The organism is Streptomyces sp. PTL18 (genome assembly GCF_059510295.1).
The window spans coordinates 91,649-112,501 of record NZ_JCAJZO010000023.1 but is presented as its reverse complement, the minus strand read 5'-3'; the positions used below and the strand labels follow the sequence as shown (position 1 = coordinate 112,501).

13 protein-coding genes are annotated in these 20,853 nt (G+C 70.5%); 1 reads left to right on the top strand and 12 read right to left on the bottom strand.

Annotation, left to right across the window (positions count from 1 at the left end; genetic code table 11):
• Together AC5WS8_RS31415 and AC5WS8_RS31410 are read right to left on the bottom strand one after the other, a co-directional pair.
• Positions 1 to 601, bottom strand: a 601-nt coding sequence (locus tag AC5WS8_RS31415; protein ID WP_496106887.1) for a maltotransferase domain-containing protein, incomplete at its 3' end; no start/stop codon positions are given.
• Positions 602 to 834: 233 nt separating this feature from the next.
• Complete coding sequence (locus AC5WS8_RS31410; RefSeq protein WP_496106886.1) at positions 835 to 2,037, bottom strand: S8 family peptidase; 1,203 nt, start codon at positions 2,035 to 2,037, stop codon at positions 835 to 837.
• Between the two features lie 409 nt (positions 2,038 to 2,446).
• Here AC5WS8_RS31410 and AC5WS8_RS31405 point away from each other — a divergent pair, with 409 nt between their 5' ends.
• Positions 2,447 to 5,071: a glycosyltransferase family 1 protein gene (locus tag AC5WS8_RS31405; protein WP_496106885.1), complete on the top strand. Its 2,625-nt coding sequence runs from the start codon at positions 2,447 to 2,449 to the stop codon at positions 5,069 to 5,071.
• A gap of 21 nt (positions 5,072 to 5,092) precedes the next feature.
• Here the strand turns inward: AC5WS8_RS31405 and AC5WS8_RS31400 are convergent, their stop codons facing one another.
• From AC5WS8_RS31400 to AC5WS8_RS31355, 10 genes are all read right to left on the bottom strand, one after another.
• Positions 5,093 to 5,596 carry a DUF1990 domain-containing protein gene (locus tag AC5WS8_RS31400; protein ID WP_496106884.1) on the bottom strand — a complete coding sequence of 168 codons (504 nt, stop codon included), beginning with the start codon at positions 5,594 to 5,596 and terminating at the stop codon, positions 5,093 to 5,095.
• Between the two features lie 67 nt (positions 5,597 to 5,663).
• Entirely contained in the window at positions 5,664 to 7,325 is a 1,662-nt protein-coding gene (locus tag AC5WS8_RS31395; protein WP_496106883.1) for a M4 family metallopeptidase, read from the bottom strand.
• Positions 7,326 to 7,567: 242 nt separating this feature from the next.
• Positions 7,568 to 9,613 (bottom strand): M4 family metallopeptidase, encoded by a 2,046-nt coding sequence (locus AC5WS8_RS31390; RefSeq protein ID WP_496106882.1) that lies wholly within the window; start codon positions 9,611 to 9,613, stop codon positions 7,568 to 7,570.
• A gap of 271 nt (positions 9,614 to 9,884) precedes the next feature.
• On the bottom strand, positions 9,885 to 10,343 hold the full coding sequence (locus AC5WS8_RS31385; RefSeq protein ID WP_496106896.1) for an ATP-binding protein: 459 nt from the start codon (positions 10,341 to 10,343) through the stop codon (positions 9,885 to 9,887).
• Positions 10,344 to 10,804: 461 nt separating this feature from the next.
• Positions 10,805 to 11,515, bottom strand: coding sequence for a DUF4291 domain-containing protein (locus AC5WS8_RS31380; protein WP_496106881.1), 711 nt, complete (start codon positions 11,513 to 11,515; stop codon positions 10,805 to 10,807).
• A gap of 51 nt (positions 11,516 to 11,566) precedes the next feature.
• Positions 11,567 to 12,145 (bottom strand): hypothetical protein, encoded by a 579-nt coding sequence (locus tag AC5WS8_RS31375; protein WP_496106880.1) that lies wholly within the window; start codon positions 12,143 to 12,145, stop codon positions 11,567 to 11,569.
• 29 nt (positions 12,146 to 12,174) lie between these two features.
• The gene (locus tag AC5WS8_RS31370) at positions 12,175 to 16,305 is read right to left on the bottom strand and encodes a DUF6531 domain-containing protein (RefSeq protein WP_496106879.1); all 4,131 of its coding nucleotides are present in this window, start codon (positions 16,303 to 16,305) and stop codon (positions 12,175 to 12,177) included.
• Positions 16,302 to 17,027: a WXG100 family type VII secretion target gene (locus AC5WS8_RS31365; protein WP_496106878.1), complete on the bottom strand. Its 726-nt coding sequence runs from the start codon at positions 17,025 to 17,027 to the stop codon at positions 16,302 to 16,304. Before AC5WS8_RS31365 ends, AC5WS8_RS31370 begins: the two co-directional genes overlap by 4 nt.
• Before the next feature lie 309 nt (positions 17,028 to 17,336).
• Positions 17,337 to 19,088: an ABC transporter ATP-binding protein gene (locus AC5WS8_RS31360; protein ID WP_496106877.1), complete on the bottom strand. Its 1,752-nt coding sequence runs from the start codon at positions 19,086 to 19,088 to the stop codon at positions 17,337 to 17,339.
• Complete coding sequence (locus tag AC5WS8_RS31355; protein WP_496106876.1) at positions 19,085 to 20,815, bottom strand: ABC transporter ATP-binding protein; 1,731 nt, start codon at positions 20,813 to 20,815, stop codon at positions 19,085 to 19,087. Before AC5WS8_RS31355 ends, AC5WS8_RS31360 begins: the two co-directional genes overlap by 4 nt.
• Positions 20,816 to 20,853: the final 38 nt, after the last annotated feature.

The following is a 20,853-nucleotide window of genomic DNA, read 5'->3' as shown; positions in this document are numbered from 1 at the left end:
AGGCGGCCGGGCGGCCGGTGTCGCGCAGGGCCTCGGCCGCAGCGAGCAGCACCTCTCGTCCGTCCCCACCTTCCGGGATGCCGTCGGCCGCGCGCTCGTACAGCCGTGCGCCCTCCTCCAGGACGAGTTCGGTGTCCATACCGGCCGGGACCTTGATCCGCGCATGGTGGCGCCACGTGGTGACCGGATCGCCCCACGCCTCCACGGCGTAGGTCCAGCGGCCCTCGCTCGGCAGGGAGACGGTGGCGCCCCAGCGGTCCGTGCCGGGGGCCAGTTCACGCATCGGCGTCCAGGGCCCTGGGCGGCCCCCGGCGTCGGTGAGGACGACGTTCGCGGCGACGGCGTCGTGGCCCTCGCGGAACACCGTCGCGGAGATCTCGAACTCCTCGCCCACCACGGCCTTGGCAGGGCGCCGGCCGCCGAGGACGAGGGGGCGTACGTCGAGGACGGGGATGCGTCCGAGGACGGGACCGGTGTCCTGCACCGGGCTCGGCCGCGCGTCCGGGGCGGGTGTCCGCTGGGCGGGGGGACCGGCGTCGGGGCGCCGTGGCGGGATGGTGCCAGGTGCCGGCGGTGCCGGCGGGTGGTGCGTCGGGGGCATGACCGCTCCTGTCCGCGTCAACATGTCCGGGCGGATGGGGTGTCGGAAGGTGGGCCGGCAGTGTTACCGGAGGAGCCTTCCCGCAGTACGGGTGGGCATTCCGGCACTTTGTTAACTACTCACGCGTATGTCTACGTTCAAGACCGGCCGCATTGAGGACAGCGAAGTGGACCGGCCCCGCCCGTGACAAGGGGCGAGGCCGGTCAGAGTACGCGTGTCCGGTTAACCCGGGGTCAAGGATGGGCGACCTGGAGCAGCTTGTCGGGCGACCCGATGCCCGCTCCCTCGATCTTCCCCGAGACGGCCCGCCGTACGAGGGCCTGGCTCACCTGCGCCGGGGTGGCCTTGGGGTGGCGGGCCAGATAGAGGGCGGCGGCGCCTGTGACGTGCGGTGTCGCCATCGACGTGCCGGAGAGGGTGGCGGTGGCGGTGTCGCTCGCGTCGGAGTCCGAGGTGATCGCCACGCCGGGGGCGAACAGGTCCAGACTCGGACCCCAGTTGGAGAAGCTCGCCCGGGCGTCCCTCCGGTCGCTGGCGCCGACCGTGATGGCCTGATCGACGCGGGCCGGCGAGTACAGGCCGGCCGCGAGCCCGTCGTTGCCGGCGGCGACCGCGTAGGTGACACCGGAGGCGATGGACTTGCGCACGGCCGCGTCCAGCTGGGCGTTCGCGTAGCCGCCCAGACTCAGATTGGCCACCGCGGGCCTTCTGGCATGCTTGGTCACCCAGTCGATGCCCGCGATGACCTGCGCGGTGGTACCGGAGCCGTTGTCGTCGAGGACACGCACCGCGACCACCCGGGCCTGCTTGGCCACCCCGTAGGTGGTGCCCGCGACGGTGCCCGCCACGTGCGTGCCGTGCCCGTTGCCGTCCTGGGCGGTCGCGTCGTTGTCCACGAAGTCCCAGCCGTAGCTCGCCCGGCCGCCGAAGTCCTTGTGCGAGATGCGGATGCCGGTGTCGATGACGTACGCCGTCACGCCCGCTCCCCCCGGTTCGGGCCAGGTGTAGCCCTGGTCGAGCGGCAGGTTCGGCTGGTCGATCCGGTCCAGGGCCCATGAGGGCGGGTTCTTCTGGTAGTGGTCGAGCGTGACCCGGGTGTCCTGGACGACCGAGGCCACGCGGGAGTCCGCCGCGAGGCGCCCGGCCTGCCGTGCGTCGGCGGTCACCGCGTAGCCGTTGAGTACGCTGCCATAGGTCTGGCTGATTTTCGCCCCGTACTTCCCGGCGATGCCCTTGCCTGCGGCCGACAGGGCCTGAGTTCCCCCCCTGAGCGTCACGATGTAGCTCCCGCCGACGGCTCCGGGGGCGCCGGCGCCGAGGACGGTTCCCTCCGGGGCGGCCTGCGCGGGCTGTGCGACGGCCGTGAGCGCCGCGACCGTGGCGACGGCGGTCAGACCGCCCGCCCAGCGCAGGCGCGCGCTTCTCATCCGTGCCATGACTCGAGCTCCCCTCCCAACTCGGCGCGGCCGGAGCGCAGTTCACCACCGGTACGCCATCTGAAGCCTCTCGTGCGGGTGCGAACCGCCACAAGGTGGCCTATGCGTGGGGAATCGGCCATATCGGGGATGAGGGACGTGTAAAAGTTGTGTTGTTTTTTGGACGGCCCGGACCGGGCGGGACGGCGTTCAGGCCGCTGACCGGTCCAGGCGAAACCAGCCCGTCCGGCATGTGAGAACGAGGCCGTTCAGGCCGATCGGGGGTCCGGGGGCGGAACCCCCGGCGACGGCCGCTGCACTCCCGGGTGCCTACGAACTCGGCGGTAACCACACAGACGCCGTCGCCCTCACAGCGGCGCGCAGCGTACCGTCGGAGACGCTACGTACGTCCTCCGTGAAGGTGGAATTCGTGAAGGCCATCCGCAGGTTCACCGTACGTCCCGTCCTCCCCGAAGCCCTCCAGCCGCTGAGCGACCTGGCGCGCAATCTGCGCTGGTCGTGGCATGCGGAGACCCGTGAACTCTTCCAGTCCGTCGACCCCGAGCGGTGGGCCGCCTCGGGCGGCGACCCGGTGCGGCTGCTGGGGAGCGTGCCGCCCGCCCGGCTCGCCGAGCTCGCCGAGGACCGCCGCTTCCTGCGCCGCCTCACCGCGGCCGCCGACGATCTGCACGACTACGTCACCGGCGACCGCTGGTACCAGTCCCAGGACCAGTCCTCCGACCTTCCCGCCGCCATCGCCTACTTCTCGCCCGAGTTCGGCATCACGGCGGCGCTGCCCCAGTACTCCGGCGGCCTCGGCATCCTCGCCGGGGACCATCTGAAGGCGGCCAGCGACCTCGGCGCCCCGCTGATCGGCGTGGGCCTGCTGTACCGGCACGGCTACTTCCGACAGACGCTCTCCCGGGACGGCTGGCAGCAGGAGCACTACCCGGTGCTCGACCCCCACGAACTGCCGCTCACCACGCTGAGCGAACCCGACGGCACGCCCGCCCAGGTCTGTCTCGCTCTGCCCGGCGGCCGCCGTCTGAAGGCCCGCGTCTGGCTGGCCCAGGTGGGCCGGGTGCCGCTGCTGATGCTCGACTCCGACGTGGAGGAGAACGACCACGGCGAGCGGGGCGTCACCGACCGGCTGTACGGCGGCGGCAGCGAGCACCGGCTGCTCCAGGAGATGCTGCTCGGCATCGGCGGGGTGCGCGCGGTGCGCACGTACTGCCGGCTGACCGGGCACCCCGAGCCGGAGGTGTTCCACACCAACGAGGGGCACGCCGGCTTCCTCGGCCTGGAGCGGATCGCGGAACTGTGCGAGACGGGCCTCGACTTCGACCCGGCCCTGGAGGCGGTGCGGGCGGGGACCGTCTTCACCACCCACACGCCCGTCCCGGCCGGCATCGACCGCTTCGACCGGGAGTTGGTGGCCCGCCACTTCGGCCCGGGCGCCGAACTCCCGGCCATCGACGTGGAACGCATCCTGCGGCTCGGCATGGAGACCTACCGGGGCGGCGAACCGAACCTCTTCAACATGGCCGTGATGGGCCTGCGCCTCGGCCAGCGGGCCAACGGGGTCTCCCTCCTCCACGGCAACGTCAGCCGGGAGATGTTCTCGGGCCTGTGGCCGGGCTTCGACGCCGACGAGGTGCCGATCACGTCCGTGACGAACGGGGTGCACGCGCCGACCTGGGTGGCGCCGGAGGTGTTCCGGCTCGGCGCGCGGCAGATCGGCGCCGAGCGCACCGAGGACGCCATGACGGTGGGCGGGCGCGAGCGCTGGGACGCGATCGCGGAGATCCCCGACCAGGACATCTGGGACCTGCGCCGGGTGCTGCGCGAGCAACTGGTCCTGGAGGTCCGCGAACGGCTGTACGCGTCCTGGCGGCAGCGCGGCGCCGGAACGGCGGAGCTGGGCTGGATCGACGGCGTCCTGGACCCCGACGTCCTGACGATCGGCTTCGCACGCCGCGTGCCCTCCTACAAGCGCCTGACGCTGATGCTGCGCGACCCGGACCGCCTGATGGAGCTGTTGCTGCACCCCGAGCGTCCCGTCCAGATCGTGGTGGCGGGCAAGGCGCACCCGGCCGACGACGGCGGGAAGCGCCTGATCCAGGAGCTGGTGCGGTTCGCGGACGACCCGCGCGTACGCCACCGCATCGTGTTCCTCCCCGACTACGGCATGGCGATGGCGCAGAAGCTCTATCCCGGCTGTGACGTGTGGCTGAACAACCCACTGCGCCCGCTGGAGGCGTGCGGGACCAGCGGGATGAAGGCCGCGCTCAACGGCTGCCTCAACCTGTCGGTCCTCGACGGCTGGTGGGACGAGTGGTTCCAGCCGGACTTCGGCTGGGCGATCCCCACCGCCGACGGCGCCGGAACGGACGAGGACCGGCGCGACGACCTCGAGGCCGCGGCGCTGTACGAGCTGCTGGAGCAGCGGGTGGCTCCGCGCTTCTACGAGCGGGGCCGGGGCGGACTGCCGGACCGCTGGATCGCGATGGTCCGCCAGACCCTCATGAACCTGGGGCCGAAGGTACTGGCCGGACGGATGGTCCGCGAATACGTCGAGCGCCTGTACACCCCGGCGGCCCACGCGCACCGCGCGATGTCACCGCAGGCGGCGCGGGAGCTGGCGGGCTGGAAGGCACGGGTGCGCTCCGCCTGGCCCTCCGTCACGGTCGACCACGTCGAGACGTCGGCGACCACTCAGACGGCGGAACTGGGCACCACGCTCGCGCTCCGCGTCCGGGTCGGCCTCGCCGACCTCGGCCCCGACGACGTGGAGGTGCAGGCGGTGGCGGGCCGCGTGGACATGGAGGACCGCCTGGAGGACGCGTCGGCGGTCCCCCTGAAATCGGCGGGCGGTCCGGACACGGAGGGACGCTGGCTGTACGAGGGGCCCCTGTCCCTGGACCGCACGGGCCCGTTCGGCTACACGGTCCGGATCCTGCCGTCGCACCGGCTGCTCGCGTCGAGCGCGGAGCTGGGGCTGGTGGCGGTGCCGTCGGAGGGGACGGGGGAGGGGGCCGGGGTGCTGATGAGGTGAGGGCTCACCCCATCGCCGCGGTCACGCCTCCTCCGAGCACAGCCGTCGCAGCACCGCCCCGCACCGTCGTGCGTACGCGTGCTGGAACCCCCGTGCGGCCGGGCCGCCCGCCCAGGTGTACCACTTGGCCGGGCGGCTGAAGCCCGTGATCGTCAGCCAGACCGTGCCGTCGCCCGTGCGGTCCACCACGAAGGACTCCTCGCCGCTCTCCGGGTGGCCCGGCAGCGTGCCGTACGCCCACCCGGCGCGGCGGGGTTCCTCCAGCGCCCAGACCACGCGGCACGGGGCCTTGATCATGCCAGCGAGGGTGAGGGTGACCTCCACTCCGGGGGCCGCCCTGTCCTCGGTGGCCGAGACGCCGACGCCCATCGCCCGGTGCAGCTCCCAGGTCAGGAGTGCCTCGACGGCACGGTGGAACACCCCTTCGCCCTCGCCGATGCGGGCACGGACGTTCAGCGGGCGGAAGCCCTCGGGGCAGTGGCCGGGCTCACGGGTGGCGCCGACATCCTCGTAGGTGAAGGACATGGGCCCCAGCCTAGGGCGGTCCCCGGCGAGACCTTCCCGCCGGGGGCCGCCGTGTCGTGCGTGAGTACTAGTTCACGTTGACCGCGGACCAGGCCGCCGCGACCGCCTTGTACTCGGTGCTGCCGGAGCCGTAGAGCGCCGCCGCGGCCGAGAGCGTGCCCGCGCGGGCGGACTTGTAGTCGGTCGTGGACGTGAAGTACGTCGTCAGCGCCTTGTACCAGATCTGCAGCGCCTTGGCGCGGCCGATGCCGGTGACCGCGGAGCCGTTGTACGTCGGCGAGTTGTAGCTGACGCCGTTGACCGTCTTCGCGCCGCTGCCCTCGGACAGCAGGTAGAAGAAGTGGTTGGCCACGCCCGACGAGTAGTGGACGTCGAGGTTGCCGACGGACGAGGACCAGTAGTCGGCGGAGCCGCCGTCCTTGCTGGGCTTGTCCATGTAGCGCAGCGGGGTGCCGTCGCCGTTGATGTCGATCTTCTCGCCGATGAGGTAGTCACCGGGGTCGGAGGCGTTGTTGGCGTAGAACTCCACGCCGGTGCCCATGATGTCGCTGGTGGCCTCGTTCAGGCCGCCGGACTCGCCGCTGTAGTCGAGGCCCGCGGTGTTGGAGGTGACGCCGTGGCTCATCTCGTGACCCGCCACGTCGAGGGAGGTCAGCGGGTGGGTGTTCCCGGAGCCGTCGCCGTAGGTCATGCAGAAGCAGCTGTCGTCCCAGAAGGCGTTCACGTACGAGTTGCCGTAGTGGACGCGGGAGTAGGCCGCCTTGCCGTCGTCGGCGATGCCGCTGCGGCCGAACGTGTTCTTGTAGAAGTCCCAGGTGACCTGGGCGCCGTAGGCGGCGTCCACGGCGGCCGTCTGGTCGGTGGAGGAGCTGGAGGCCGTGCCGGTGCCCCAGACGTTGTCGGCGTCGGTGAACAGTGTGCCGGTGCCGGACGTCTTGTGGGCCAGGTTGTAGGTCTTGTGCCCGCCGCGCGTGGTGTCGTACAGCTGGTACCTCGACCCCGACCGGTTGGTGGTCAGGCCGACGGTGCCGGAGTACAGGCTCTTGCCGGTGCCGGTCGCGTTCTCGATGCCCTGGTACTGGAAGAGCTTCTTGCCGGTCGCGGCGTCGGTGATGACGTGGAGCTGGTTCGGGGTGCCGTCGTCCTGGAGGCCGCCGACGATCGTCTCGTAGGCGAGGACGGGCTTGCCCGAGCCGGCCCAGATGACCTTGCGGGCGCCGTCCGCGGTGCTCTTGGCGGAGCCGAGCGTCCGGGCGGCGGACACCGCCAGCTTCTCCGCCTTGGCGGCGGTGATCCGCGGCTTGAGCGAGGCCACCTTGACGGCGGTGCCGGTCGCTCTGGTCACGCCCTCGGTCCTGCCGGACTTCGAGGTGTGGACGACGAGGTCCCCGCCGAGGACCGGAAGGCCGGCGTAGGTGCGCTCGTAGCGCGTGTGGACCGTGCCGTCGAGGTCCTTGACGACGTCCTTGACGACCAGCTTCTCCTTGGCGCCGAGGCCTATCTGCCGGGCCGTCTCGGCGATGTTCTCCTCGGCCTTCGCGATGAGCGAGGTGCGGGCCGCGGTGGACAGATACGTCGGGGCGGCGGCGAGGGGCGCCGTGCCGGCGGAAGCAGCCCGGGCCTGGGCCGAGGCGTTCGCGCTCAGGCCCGTGGTCAGCAGGGCTCCGGCGGCGACGGCGGTGGCGATGGCCAGCGTGGGGCGCTGGTGACGCGCGTAGCGGGGAGTCACACAAGCTCCTTCTGTGGGGGAGTCCGGCCGGAGTGGGGTCACCGGCCGGATCGGTGGTGAAGTTGCGGTGCATGTGCGGCAGCGGTGGAAGCGTGACATGTGGTCGCGTACATGTCAGGACTTCGAAGTGATGTTGGCCGAAAGTCGACTCGCAGGTGAACATTGCGGGAAGGTGAACGGGCGCCGCCCCGAGGTCGCCCCCTCGGTGGCGGCGCCCGATCCGCGCTGCTCGGGGGCGCGGTCTACGGGAAGGTCAGCTTCCAGCTGTTGAGCGTGCCGACGTCGTACGTCGCCTGGTCCTGGACCCTCAACTTCCAGGTCCCGTTGGCCGTTTCGGAGGAGGCGTTGACCGTGTAGGTCGCCTTGACGTCGTCCGCCGAGTCGGAGGAGCTGAAGTTCTTCAGGCGGTACGAGGTGCCCGAGGGGCCGATCAGATCGATCACGAGGTCGCCGCGCCAGGTGTGGGTGATGTCGACGGTCACCTGGAGGTTGCCTGGCGCGTTTCCGGTCCTGCCGGAGACGGTGATCGACGAGGTGACCGCGGGCCCGTTGTCCGGAATGGACACCGGGGTCGTGTTCTCGTAGGTGGAGCCGCCGCCACCGCCGCCACCGCCGGAGCGCGAGCCGACCGCGACCGCCGCCCACGCGTCCTGCACCGCCTTGTACTCGGCGCTGGAGGTGCCGTACAGCTCACCCGCCGCGGCGAGCGTGCCGGTGCGGGCGCCGGCGTAGTTGGTGGTCGAGGTGAACTTCGTGGTGAGCGCCCGGTACCAGATCTGCAGCGCCTTGTCCCGGCCGATGCCGGTGACCGGAAGTCCGTCCGCGGTGGGCGAGTTGTAGCTGACGCCGTTGATGACCTTCGCGCCGCTGCCCTCGGACAGCAGGTAGAAGAAGTGGTTGGCCACGCCCGACGAGTAGTGGACGTCGAGGTTGCCCACGCCCGAGTACCAGCTGTCGGCGGAGCCGCCGTCCTTGCTGGGCTTGTCCATGTAGCGCAGCGGGGTGCCGTCGCCGTTGATGTCGATCTTCTCGCCGATGAGGTAGTCACCGGGGTCGGAGGCGTTGTTGGCGTAGAACTCCACGCCGGTGCCCATGATGTCGCTGGTGGCCTCGTTCAGGCCGCCGGACTCGCCGCTGTAGTCGAGGCCCGCGGTGTTGGAGGTGACGCCGTGGCTCATCTCGTGCCCGGCGACGTCCAGCGAGGTCAGCGGGTCGGCGTTGCCCGAGCCGTCGCCGTAGGTCATGCAGAAGCAGCTGTCGTCCCAGAAGGCGTTCACGTACGAGTTGCCGTAGTGGACGCGGGAGTAGGCCGCCTTGCCGTCGTTCCTGATGCCGCTTCGGCCGAAGGTGTTCTTGTAGAAGTCCCAGGTGACGGCCGCGCCGTAGTGCGCGTCGGCGCCCGCGGTCGCGGCGTTGGAGGTGCTGCCGTTGCCCCAGGTGTCGCTCGACTGCGAGAACAGCGTGCCGGTGCCGGACGTGCCGCGGTTGAGGTTGTACGTCTTGTGGCCGCCGCGCGAGCCGTCGTTCAGCGTGTACGTCGACCCCGACTGCGTGGTGGTCAGCGTGACCTGGCCGCTGTACTGGGTGTTGCCGATGCCGGTCTCGACACCCTGGTAGCGGTAGAGCTCCTTGCCGGTGGCGGCGTCGGTGATGACGTGCAGTTCGTTGGGGGTGCCGTCGTCCTGGAAGCCGCCGATGACCGTCTCGTACGCCAGTACCGGCCTGCCGCTCGCCGCCCAGATCACCTTGCGGGGTGCCTGGTCCGCGGCGGTCTTGTTCGAGCCCGCCGCCCGGGCCGCGGACAGCGCCTGCTTCTCCGCCTTCGCGGGAGCGATCGCGGGGGTGAGCGAGGCGACCTTGATGGCGGCCCGGGTGGCCTTGGCGACCTTCTCGGGCGCCCCCGACCTGCCGGTGTCGACGACCAGGTCGCCGCCCAGGACGGGAAGACCGGCGTAGGTGCGCTCGTAACGGGTGTGGAGCGTGCCGTCGCCGTCCTTGACGACGTCCTTGACGACCAGCTTCTCCTGGGCGCCGAGGCCGATCTCCCGGGCGGTGTGCGCCTTCGCCGCGTCGGCGTCGCGGATCAGCTCGGCCCGCTGCGACGGGGAGAGCTTCAGGGCCGCGTGGGCGGGGTTGAACCTTCCGGCGGCGGGTCCGGCCGGGGCGGCGCTCGCGGCGCCCGACTGCACGGCGGCGGCGAGCAGCGCGGAGACGCCGACGAGCGCGACGGCGGCGGCGCGGCGGGCGGGGGTGTGGGAGGTGCGTCTGCGAGAGGAACTGCTTCTCAACACTGACTCCTTCTGCGTGGCCGCGGATCACGAGGCCAGGGGAGACCGGACGGAGGGTGGGCCGTCCGGGCAGAACAGGGGAACGCGGAACCAGGTGCGGGTGCGCAGTGCGTGAAGGATGTCTCGGCCGGCACGGCGGTCGGAACTGTGGGGTTGCTGTGCGGGCGTCGTGGGAAGCGTGGCAGAGGGCGATGAGATTGTCAGGATCGCGTCAATAAATTGGCCGGAAATCGTTCGTTGGCCGGTTGGTCATGTTCGGTATACGGACTGTTCAGCGAGCTGCCCGGGATCCGCGCGGCGTTGATCGACTCCTCACGGCCTCGGCGATCCGCAGGGCGGCCCGGGCAGGCCTGAGGTGCGTGGTGTCGATGACCTCGGCCTCGCCGTGCAGCCACGTGCGGGCCGCCTCGGCGTAAGGCTCGAGGTGTCCGAGGCGGAACGGGGACGGCACCGGAGTGTCCGCCTCGATGCGCCCGCGGAGGGTGTCCTGGTCGGCGTGGAGGACGAAGTGCCGTACCGGGAGAACGTGGCGGGCGAGGCCCGTGCTGATCTCGCGCCGGTACTGCTCGACCAGGACGGTCATGGGCACCACCGGAGTGCTGCTGTAGTCGAGTACGCGGCGGGCGGTCTCTGTAGGGCCGCGGTCCTGCGGTGCGGCGTGTTCGAGGTGGTTGGTGCCTGGCGCGAAGCGGTACAGGAACTCGACGAGGTCGGCGAGGGTCCGGTCCAGATCTCGGCCTGTGGCACTTCGTAGGGCTGCCCGAGACGGGCAACTTCGAGCACTGGCCGCCGTGGCGGCAGTTCGTCGTCGGCGCGGAGACACGCATCTCGCTTTGGGCGGTCCCGTTGGTGTGAAGGAGGGCCCGATCCCTTTACCGCGGTGCCGGTGTGGGCGGTCGCACGTGCTCGTTTGTTTGCCCCTCGTCCGCGCGCCCCGGCCGCGCTCCGTGCGCTCGCCGCGAGCTCAGCCGTCCTGCTCGAAGACCATCGACCACCAGCTGTCCGGCTGCGCGAAACCGTACCGGTCGCGGGCCCGTAGGTATTCCACGAGCTTGTCCGTCGAAGGACATGAGGATCACGTAGCCACGCTCCATGTCGAGGCAGTAGCGCATCGTGGGGTCTCGGCTGCGGGGCGGCATCACATGCGAACGTTGCCTGTTGCTGCACTGGCTAGTGGGCACGGGGCACTGATCACGGCGCTGGTGTGCCTGGTCCTGCCGGGCGGGCGGGCCGTGCGCCTGCGTCGAAGGAGTCACCCGATTGCGGGAGCTTCTCCGTTTCTCGAGCCGATCCTTGTGTGGTGGCGGTGACACCGATCAGCCGTGCCAGGTTGTCCGGCAGGGGGTAGGGGATTTCCGGGGGGATCTTGGCGTCAGCCAGGTCGGGATGCCCGGCGCGTACCAGAGCGTGGGTCTCGTGGGCGAGGGCGGTGACTTCCGTGATACCGAGGATCCAGTCGTCGATGTAGTGGTGGACCGCTTGGCGGGACAGACCGATCTGGATGGCCCGGTAGGGCAGTGGGGCAAGAGTGGTGGAACGCTCGGGGTCCCACTGGATGCGCACCGGACTGGCTGCCAGCGCTGCTTTCCACTCCCCGGCGGAGGCATGGTGGTTGCGGTCGTAGTGGCTGAGGCAGGCGTGGCCCAGGGCCCACTCGAAGCCCGCGCGGCTGATGCGGACGGCCAGCACACGCTCCTGTCCAGGCTTGGTGCCCCAGCCGGACCGGTACATCATCCAGCGGAAGGACGGCTTGATCCACGTCATACGCTCGCGCTTGAACGGGGGCAGGAACGTGCCTCCAGTCAGGGCTGCATCGGCGATGGCAGCGGGGTACGCCTGGTAGACGGTCAGGCTGTGGTCGTCATGGGCAGCACGAATCTGCCGCAGGGGAGGCGTGGTCATCGGAGACTCCGTGATCGTCGGATACCGCAGGGCCAGAGGTGCGGTCGGTGGTCAGAGCGAGGGCTCGGCCGACCATGCCTCCTTGCGGAGCAAGGCAGGACCGGTCACGGACCGGGCGCCGGAGCTGTAGGCGGCCCAACGCAGTTCGTCGCAGGAGAAGAAGTCCTCGCCCGCGGCGTCCACCCAGAGGGAGAGGGTGTGGTCGCCGGCCTGGGTGAGGTCCCACCAGGACCACCGCTCGATCCCCAGGTCGGGGTCGAACCGGTCCAGCCAGCCCTGCAGGTCCCAGCCTGCGCCGTGGCCGGCTGCGACGTACCGCTCGCTGCCCCGTCGGGCGAAGTCGGGGATGTCCTGTTCCCCGCCCCGCCCGGTGCAGACCGCGGCGAACCACCCGGGCACCTCCCGGGGTTCCGTCTGGACATCGATCGCGGCCTCGGCGAGGACATGGTCCAGGGCAGCGCCGAGGACGGCCCGCAGGCGCTGTGCATACTCCTGCACCGAGCCGTCGACCTCCACCTGAAAGCGGCTGAGCGCCGGTGGGGCGGACTCTGCCTCGGGACGGGCGTCGATCCTGTCGCGCTCGTCGAGCAGTGCTTCGTCCTCGTCGTCCAAAAACTCGTCTTCATCCATTCCTCTGCCCTTCGTGAGTCATATCCCGGTCAGCGCTTTCTTCGCCGTGCGCTATCTCCTGCGGCTGCCTGGTTGTGTTCCTGCTCCCGCTCGTGGGTCCACTCCTGCTGCTGTTCATCCCAGGAGATCGGTTTTCCGTCCTTCTGGGCCTGCCATCCCTCCGGACGGTATTCCTCCGATATGCCACTGCCCGGAATGATATTACGCTCCAGGTCGGACAGGTGACTGCCCGGTATTCCGTAGAGGTCGGGACCCATCGTGGGATCGGAAATTTCGGGGAAGTTCTTCTTGTACTCTTTCCAGGTGGTGCCCTCCGGCAGTACTCCGCCCCGCGCCTCGAACTCGCGCTGGCTCTGCGGGAGGGCACTGGCGCGTACGCGTTCCAGGTAGCCCCTGGGCACCAGGAAGGATTGTATGCGGCCGCCAGCGTCGGTCTGGTAGTGGTCGGTATGTCTCCGGTCGCCGCTCATGTTGACGTACAGGCTGGTGCCCTCCGGGTTTCGCCTGTTGGGTGCCCGGTTGACGGTGACGTTCCCGTGCCCGTCGACCTCGACGCGGTAGCTGTTTCCCGGCTTTCCCCGGAAATCCCATTTCTCCTTGCGGTAGACGCGGACGGTTTCGCAGGATTCGGGGGTGAGGCCGAGCGGGTCCAACCAGGTGTTCGGATTGACGACGTAATCCGACGGGTTGGGGGACGCGGCCAGTCCGAGGGGATCCGGGGAGGTGTAGCGGGCGGTTTCCGGATCGTAGTAGCGGTGGACGTTGTAGTGGAGGCGGGACTCGGGGTCGAAGTACTGTCCGGGGAAGCGCAGCGGGGTGTAGCTGGTACTGCCAGCGGGCCAGGTGGTGGAGCCCCAGAGGGAGGTAGTCGCCCTCCATGCGACTGCGCCGGAGCGGTCGACCAACTCCGTAGGTCTTCCCACCACATCCGTGACGATTGCGAAGAAGCGACGGTCAGCCTCCTGTTGCGAGATGTCGGCACCGGAGGTGATGGTCTCTGCCTGGGCGAGTGGGCGGTGCCCGTCGTGCTCCCAGCTGATGGTGTAAGGCCCGAGCAGGTGGGGTGCGCGCGTGGTCTGCTCGCAGAGGGTGGGGCCGTCCCAGGTGAAGTCGGTGCGTTCCAGGACGGTGGTGCCGTCCTCGGCCATGCGCAGCTTGGCGGTGCGGCGGCCGAACGGATCGTAGGTGTACTGCCACTGTTGCCCGTCGGGAGTGGCAACGGCAGTCAGGCGGTCTTCGGCGTCCCACGTGTAGTGCCAGGTGCGGGGAACTCCGGACCCCGGGGTCTTGCACCGCGCCACGACCCGCCCGGCGGCGTCATAGGCGTAGGACACCGAGCCAGCCTGGGTTAGTTCGGTTCCGTGGTAGGAACGCGGGCCCAGGGCATCGGCGGTGGCAGGTGAACCCGGCCAACGGGCGTCGGTGAGGATCCCGGCGACGTCGTAGGCGTACGACTCGCGCCAGCCCTTGGCGGTTACTGCGGTGACACGGCCGGCGAGGTCGAGTGTGAGAGTCCGAGGGCCGGAGAGCGCATCGTCGATGCCGATGAGCCCGCCGTCGGGGCGGTAGGAGTACGCGCGGCGCTGGACGAGACGGGGAGCGGGTGCACCGGCTGTGTCCGTGCCATCCGGTGTCTGCACCTCGATCAGCTGGGAGGTCAGCCGGTGGGCGGGATCCCAGGTCTGGCGCAGGCTCCATTCGGCACGCCAGCGGCGGGAGATTTCCCTCCCGGCCGCGTCGCGCGTGAAGGACAGGTCCTCGCCCGCGAAGCCGAGGCCCAGTGGATTGCCGACCTTGTCGTAGGCCCAGTGGCTCTCCACCCCAGTGGGGGTGCTCCTGCTGATGCGTCGTCCCTCACTGTCGTACCGCACTGTCAGGGTGCGGCCGTCGACTGTCTCCAGGACCGTCCCATCCGAGGTGTAGCGACGCTCCACCGTGCTGCCGGGACCGCGTGCCGAAGTCAACCGGCCGACCGCGTCGAAGGTGTAGGAGGTGACCACGCCGTCGACGTCTTTGGACACGACCCGGCCCAGAACGTCGCGGCTGTAGGTGATGCGATGGCCGAGGGCGGTGGTCCGGGAGGTCAACTGTCCCGCTGCATCGTGGTCGTACCGCAGAGTGCGGTCGTCGAAGTCGGTCTCCGAGAGTGGGTTGCCGACGACGTCGTAGCTGTAGTGCCACGTGAGCCCCTGGGGATTGGTCACCTGCAGGAGCCTCAGCTCGGTGTCGTACCCGAAGGTGTACCGGCTGCCGTCCGGTTCCACCCGGGAGGCCGGGAGGTCGAAATGGGTGTAGGTGTGGGTAGTCACCGCGCCGACTGGATTCGTGTGGCGCAGCAGGTTCCCTTCGCCGTCCCATTCCCAGCTCTCGACCGCCCCGTCCGTCCCTGTACGAGACAGCAGCAGGCCCTCCACCGTCCAGGTGGTGAGGGTGGTGCCTCCGGCGGAATCGGTGATGACCGCGGGGCGCCCGAAGACGTCGCGGACGATGGTTTCCGTCCCGCCGAGAGGATTGGTGACCTGCAGCGGCAGCCCGGCGGCATCGCAGCGGACGAGAGTGGTGCCTCCGGTGGGTTCGATGATCTCGGTGAGACCTCCGTGCTCGTCGTAGCGGTAGTGGGTGACTGCGCCGGAGGGTTCGGTGACCTCCGTGGGATTGCCGCGCTCGTCGTAGGCGTACGACCACGTGGCTCCGTCCGGGCCGGTGTGCTGTACCGGCAGGTGGAGGTCGTTGTGGAGGAGGGTGGTCCGGCTCCTGTCCGGCCGAGTGACCGCGGCGAGATTGCCGTCGGAGTCGTACTCGAAAGACACCGTGCGGCCCAGCGCGTCGGTACGGCTGAGCGGGCGGTCGTACCGGTCCCAGGTCCGTCGGACGGTGTGGCCCAGGGCGTCCGTCTCGGCGACGGTCTGGCCGAGCTCATTGAAGCGGTAGACGGTCCTGTGGCCCAGCGAGTCCGTGACGGTGGTGGTCCGCTGCTCCGTGTTGTAGGAGAAAACAGCATCAAGGAAGCCGTCCTCGCCGCGTGTCTGTACGCACCGGCCCGAGCGGTCGTACAGATAGCGGTACCGGCGCTGATTCCGATCGGTCCAGGTCGTGATCCGCGCATGCTTGTCGTAGGTGAAACTCATCGGCAGGCCGGAAGAATTGATCACCTCCGCGAGGTTTCCGCTGCTGTCATAACTGAAGCGCACCAGGGGTAGACCCTCGGCGCCAGGCTCGGTGGACGTGACCTTTGTGCGGTAGCCAGTGCCGACGGCGAGTAGTCGGAGGCCAGTGACGCGCAGACCGCTGGTCTCCACCGCGATGCGATAACCGCCGGAGTGGCGCACCTCAACGGGTTCCCCGGAGGCGGCGTACAGGATGTCGATGCGGTGGCCATTGCGGTCACTGAGCGCGACCAGAGGCAGGCTCAACACACCGGAGGCATCGGGTTGCGCACCGTCAGGAGCAGCGAAGTACCTGGTCACCCCCGTTTGCGGGTCACTGATCACGAAGGTTGTGCCGGCTGTAGTGTCTTGCCGCAGCGGATGGCGAGGCCCCTCAAGCGGAAGCACCGGGTCACCGGGACGGGGCACCGGGTAGTGCAGCACCATGCCGTCTTCAGCGGCGAACAGGGCGCCCTCCGCATCGAGTTCGATCCGCTGGTCGAGAGTGGAGGCCCACGAAGGGCCGAACCAGCGGCCCACCCGGTACGAAGAGACGTGGGTGCGGGTGAGCAGCAACGGAAAGGCGCCGTCGAGAGCGACATCCTGCTGTGTCAGCACCATCTCGCCCGAAGCGATGTCAACGGGATCACTGCGCGTTTGCCGGGAGGCGACAGGCTTAGCGGTGTCGCGTGGCTCCCCGGAGCCTTCCCTCAGATGCTTCGGGGCAGCCTCCGAGCCCCCGGGACGACCACCACCACCGGTCCTGCCGTCGCGTTCACGGCCGGCCCCACCCGCATGGGGCTCACGGGGCAGATCCTCCTTGCCTCCTCGCAGGATCTTCGCGAGCTGCTCGGCGTGCTTGGCGTCCGTCTCCCGGGTGTTGCGAGCCACCTTCTTCAGGTTGTGGCCGGTCGAATGGTAGAGGTCCTTGACCGCTTTGCTCGCGTCCTCACCGAGGGTCCTGCCGACCTTCTCGGCGCCATCCTCGAGGGCTTTGACTATTCGGTTGGTCACTCGAAGCTCACCGCCGCGATCTTTGTCTGGAACGCTTGCGCGTGCCTGGCCACCGTCTCAGCGTGGCCATGCATGATCTCAGCATGCGCCTCGAGCTCCGCCGGCTGGATCCGGAACCCGGTCCCCGCCGCACCACCATCGGAGACCCCGAGGGCTGACTCCACCGTCTGGAACACCAGTCCCGACACCGCCCGCCCCACCACCTCTGTCAGGGGGGTAACCGCTGCCTCGATCACCTCAGCAATGACGTACTGCTCCAGCTGCTGCTCGAGGAAGTTCACCAGCTTCTTCGCTGCCTCCTCGATCAGCACCACCGCTGCCTCCGCCGCACCGAGGGTCGCCACCGCGGCTGCCTGGTCGGCCACGAACGCCGCGGCCATCACTACCAGTTCCGCGATCGCCTCGGTCTTCATCGCCACAATCACATCCGCCGCCACGTCCAGCGCGGTGGCCACTGCATGGGAAGCCTGTACCAGCTCAGTCATGTGACTGTTCGACAGCTGAGCCCACTTGGCCAGTAGCGCCTCATATGAGGCACCCTCATAGGACTCCCCGAGCTTCTTGATCGTCCCGGTGCAGTCCTGATGCGTGTCGTCCACGTTGCGCGCGAACTCTCGCACATGGGAGGCGAACTCGCGTACCTTGTCCTCGTTCACCACCGGCCAGTTGATGCCGATGAAGTTGAGGAACGACACCACCTCACCAGGCAGCTCGATCGCCACAGCGCCCCCTCCGCGACAAACAGGCCGTTGCACAGTACAAGATGAGAGCTTGCCATCTCGGACTGACTCGCGGAGTACTCGTCCTGCCCGCACGCGTTGCCGCTGTTGGGAGATCGCCCGGCAGCCCCGCGGTACGGTCGGCGTCCGCCTCGAGCCGAGCGGCCGCCTGGCCGATCCGATCACGCACCATGGCCCGCCCGAACCCGGCCACCGGTCAAGTACGGCGAGGTGCGCTCCTGGTCCGTTCTCAGTCGGCACTTCCAGACCGAAGACGGTGCCGTCAAGAGGGACGAACCTGTACCCGTCGCCCTACGCACCCCCGCCGTGCCACGTCCGCCACAACGCCGCGTAGGCCCCGTCCGCCGTCACCAGGTCCTCGTGTGTGCCCAGTTCGGTCAGGCGGCCGTTCTCCATCACCGCCACCCGGTCCGCGTCATGGGCCGTGTGGAGGCGGTGGGCGATCGCGATGACCGTGCGGCCCTCGAGGACCGCCGCCAGCGCGCGCTCGGTGTGGCGGGCCGTCGTCGGGTCCAGTAGAGCCGTCGCCTCGTCGAGGATCAGCGTGTGCGGGTCGGCCAGCACCACCCGGGCCAGGGCCAGTTGCTGGGCCTGTGAGCCGTCCGTGCGGCAACCGGTCGGCCCCAGCCCGGTGTCCAGACCGTCCGGCAGCTCCCGCACCCAGTCGTCGGCGCCCACCGCGCCGAGCGCCGCCCACAACTGCACGTCCTTCGCGGACGGTTCGGCGACCCGCAGGTTGTCGCGGACCGTGCCGAGGAAGACATGGTGCTCCTGGGTGACGAGGACGACCTGGCGGCGCAGCCGCTCCGGACCGAGGGCGCAGACGGGCACGCCGCCCACCGTCACCGAGCCCCCGGTCGGCGCGTCGATGCCGGCCAGCAGGCGGCTCAGGGTGGTCTTGCCGGCACCGGAGGGGCCGACCACCGCCAGCCGTTCCCCGGGTCGTACGGTCAGGTCGACCCCGTGCAGCACCTCGCCCCCGCGGTCGTAGGCGTAGCGCACCTCCGTCACGTCGATCCGGTCGTCCGCCGGGACGGCCGGCGTGCCCTCCGGGTCCGCCTGCGGGGCCCGGGCGAGCCCCTCCACGCGCGCGAAGGACGCGCCGCTGCTCTGCAGCTGCTCGATGCGCATCAGGATCTCGTCCAGCGGCGAGCTGAACTGCTGCAGATACACCGCGGCGGCCACCACCGAGCCCAGACTCATCACCCCGTGCGCGTGCAGCACCCCGCCGGCCAGTAGCACCCCGGCCACCGGGAGGACGTAGGAGACCTCCACCACCGGGAAGAACACCGACCGCAGGGACAGCGTGTACAGGCGCCGGCGCAGGGAGACGTCCAGCGCGTCCCGGCTCGTCGCGACCCGCCGCTCCTGCAGCCGGAACGCCTCCACCGTGCGCGCCCCGGACGCCGTCGCCGCCAGGACCTCCGCGACCTGGGAGTTCGCCTCGCCCTCGGCGAGGTAGCCGTCACGTGCACGGCGCAGATACCAGCGCAGCACGCACCAGATGGGGATCAGGCCGAACACGCCGATCGCGCCGAGCAGCGGGTCGAGCACGAAGACCGCGCCCAACAGGAACAGCGCCTGCACGGTGTTGATCAACAGCTCCGGGCCGGCGTCGCGCAGTGTGGTGCCCACGGTCGCCACGTCGGCGGTGCCGCGCGCCGTCAGGTCCCCGGTGCCGGCCCGCTCCACCACCGACGCGGGCAGCGCGAGGACCCGGTCGACGAAGTCCTCCCGTACCCGGGCAAGGGTCCGCTCCCCGAAGCGGTGCCCCACGTACCGGGCCCAGCGCGACAGCAGCAGCTGCGCCAGCGAGCACAGCAGGATGCCGAGCGCCAACCGGTCCACGGCACCGACGCCGCTCCCGGCCCGCACCTGGTCGACGATCCGCCCGAGCAACCACGGCCCGGCCAGCCCGGCCCCGGAGGCCGCCGCGTTCAGGGCCACGGCGGCGGCGAAGGCCCGACCGTCGGCCCGCACCAGCCGTACGGCGGCCCGGCGTACGTCGACCGGTCCGGCGACGGGCAGCTGTCCCCGGCTCACGCCACGACCTCCCCGGCATCGGCGGTGTCGGTGTCCCGCGCCACCAGCGCCCGGTAGCCCGGCTCCGCCTCGAGCAGCCGCCGGTGGCTCCCGGTGGCCGCGACCTTGCCGTCGACCAGGTAGTGGACGGTGTCCGCGCGGTCCAGGACCAGCGGGGAGGTGGTGGTCACCACGGTGGTACGGCCCTCGCGCGCCTCCCGCAGCCGCTCCGCGACCGCCGCCTCGGTGTGCGCGTCCAGCGCCGACGTGGGTTCGACGGCCAAGAGCACCTCCGGGTCGGCGAGCAGCGCCCGCACGAGCCGGACGCGCTGCCGCTGCCCGCCGGACAGGTTGCGTCCCTGCGCGTCGACCGCCGAGCCGAGCCCGTCCGGCAGGCCCTGCACGATGTCGTCGGCGACAGCGGCGTGCACCGCCCGCCGGATCGCCGCCTCGTCGGTGTCCCTCGCCTCCCGGGCGCCCGCGACCAGCTCGCGCAGCGTCCCGGCGAACAGGTCGGCCTCGTTGTCGGCGACCAGGATCCGCTCCCGAACCTGCGGCAGCGGGATGTCGTTCAGCCGTACCCCGCCCCAGGTCGCCTCGGAGGGGACGTAGCGGCCCAGACGGTCGACCACGGCTGCGGTGTCCGCGGGTCGCGCCCCGGCCAGGGCGGTCAGCCGCCCCGGCGGCACGCGCACCCCGGACTCCGGGTCGTGCAGCACGGACGGTTCCGAGGGCGCCTCGCAGGTGCCGCCGTCCGGCTCCGGCTCCAGCCGCAGCAGGCGTACGACGCGGCGTGCGGCCACCACACCCCGGCCGACCTGGTAACCCCACTCGATGAAGAAGGCCACCGGCCGCACGATCACGGCGACATACCCGTACACCGCCACCAGCTCGCCCACCGTGATCTCCCCCCGGGCGGCCAGCCGTGCCGCGAGCCAGGTCACCACGGCGAGGAACAGCGTCGGCAGCCCCACCCCGAGCGCCTGCATCCAGCTGGTCACCGACCCCACCCGGTATCCCTGCTCCCGCAGCCGCCGGGAGTCCCGGCGGAAGGCCTCCGCGAACAGCCCCTTGCCCCCGAGGCCGTTGAGGACCCGCAGCCCGCCCGCGAGGTCGCCGATCCGGGCGGTGAGCACGCCCTGCCGCTCCCGGTACTCCGCCTCCGTGTCCTGCAGGCGCCGCATCAACGGTCCGACGATCAGCGCGATCACCGGCACCCCGAGCAGCACCACCGCGGCGAGCCGCACGGAGACCGACAGCAGCAGCCCGGCGACCACCAGGTAGGCGACGACCGCGCCGACACCGGGACCCACGACCGTCAGTGCGCCGGCGATCGTCTGGACGTCGCTCACACCGATGGTGACCACCTCACCGGCCCCGGCCCGCCGCGGCAGCGCGGCCCCCAGCCGGACCGCGTGCCCCACGACCACCTTCACCGTGCGGAAGTTGGCGTCCATCCGCACCCGCGTCATCACGCGGTGGCGCATGACGCTCAGCCAGGCGTTGAACGCCCCGACCACGAACAGTGCCGTCGACCACCAGGCGAGGGCGCCCATGTCACCCCGCCGAAGACCCTCGTCGACCGCACGGGCCATCAGATACGGCGTCGCCGCCAGCAGCACCATCCAGACGCTGCCGAGCAGCGCCCCGGCGACCGACCGCCCCGGCTGCCGGGTCACCAGCCACCACAGGTAACGGGCGCCGCCACGGCACTCGGGCGTCCCTGGATCCTCGTACGCGTCGATCATCCGTCCCCGTCTCCCCGTCTCCCCGTCTCCCCGTGCCC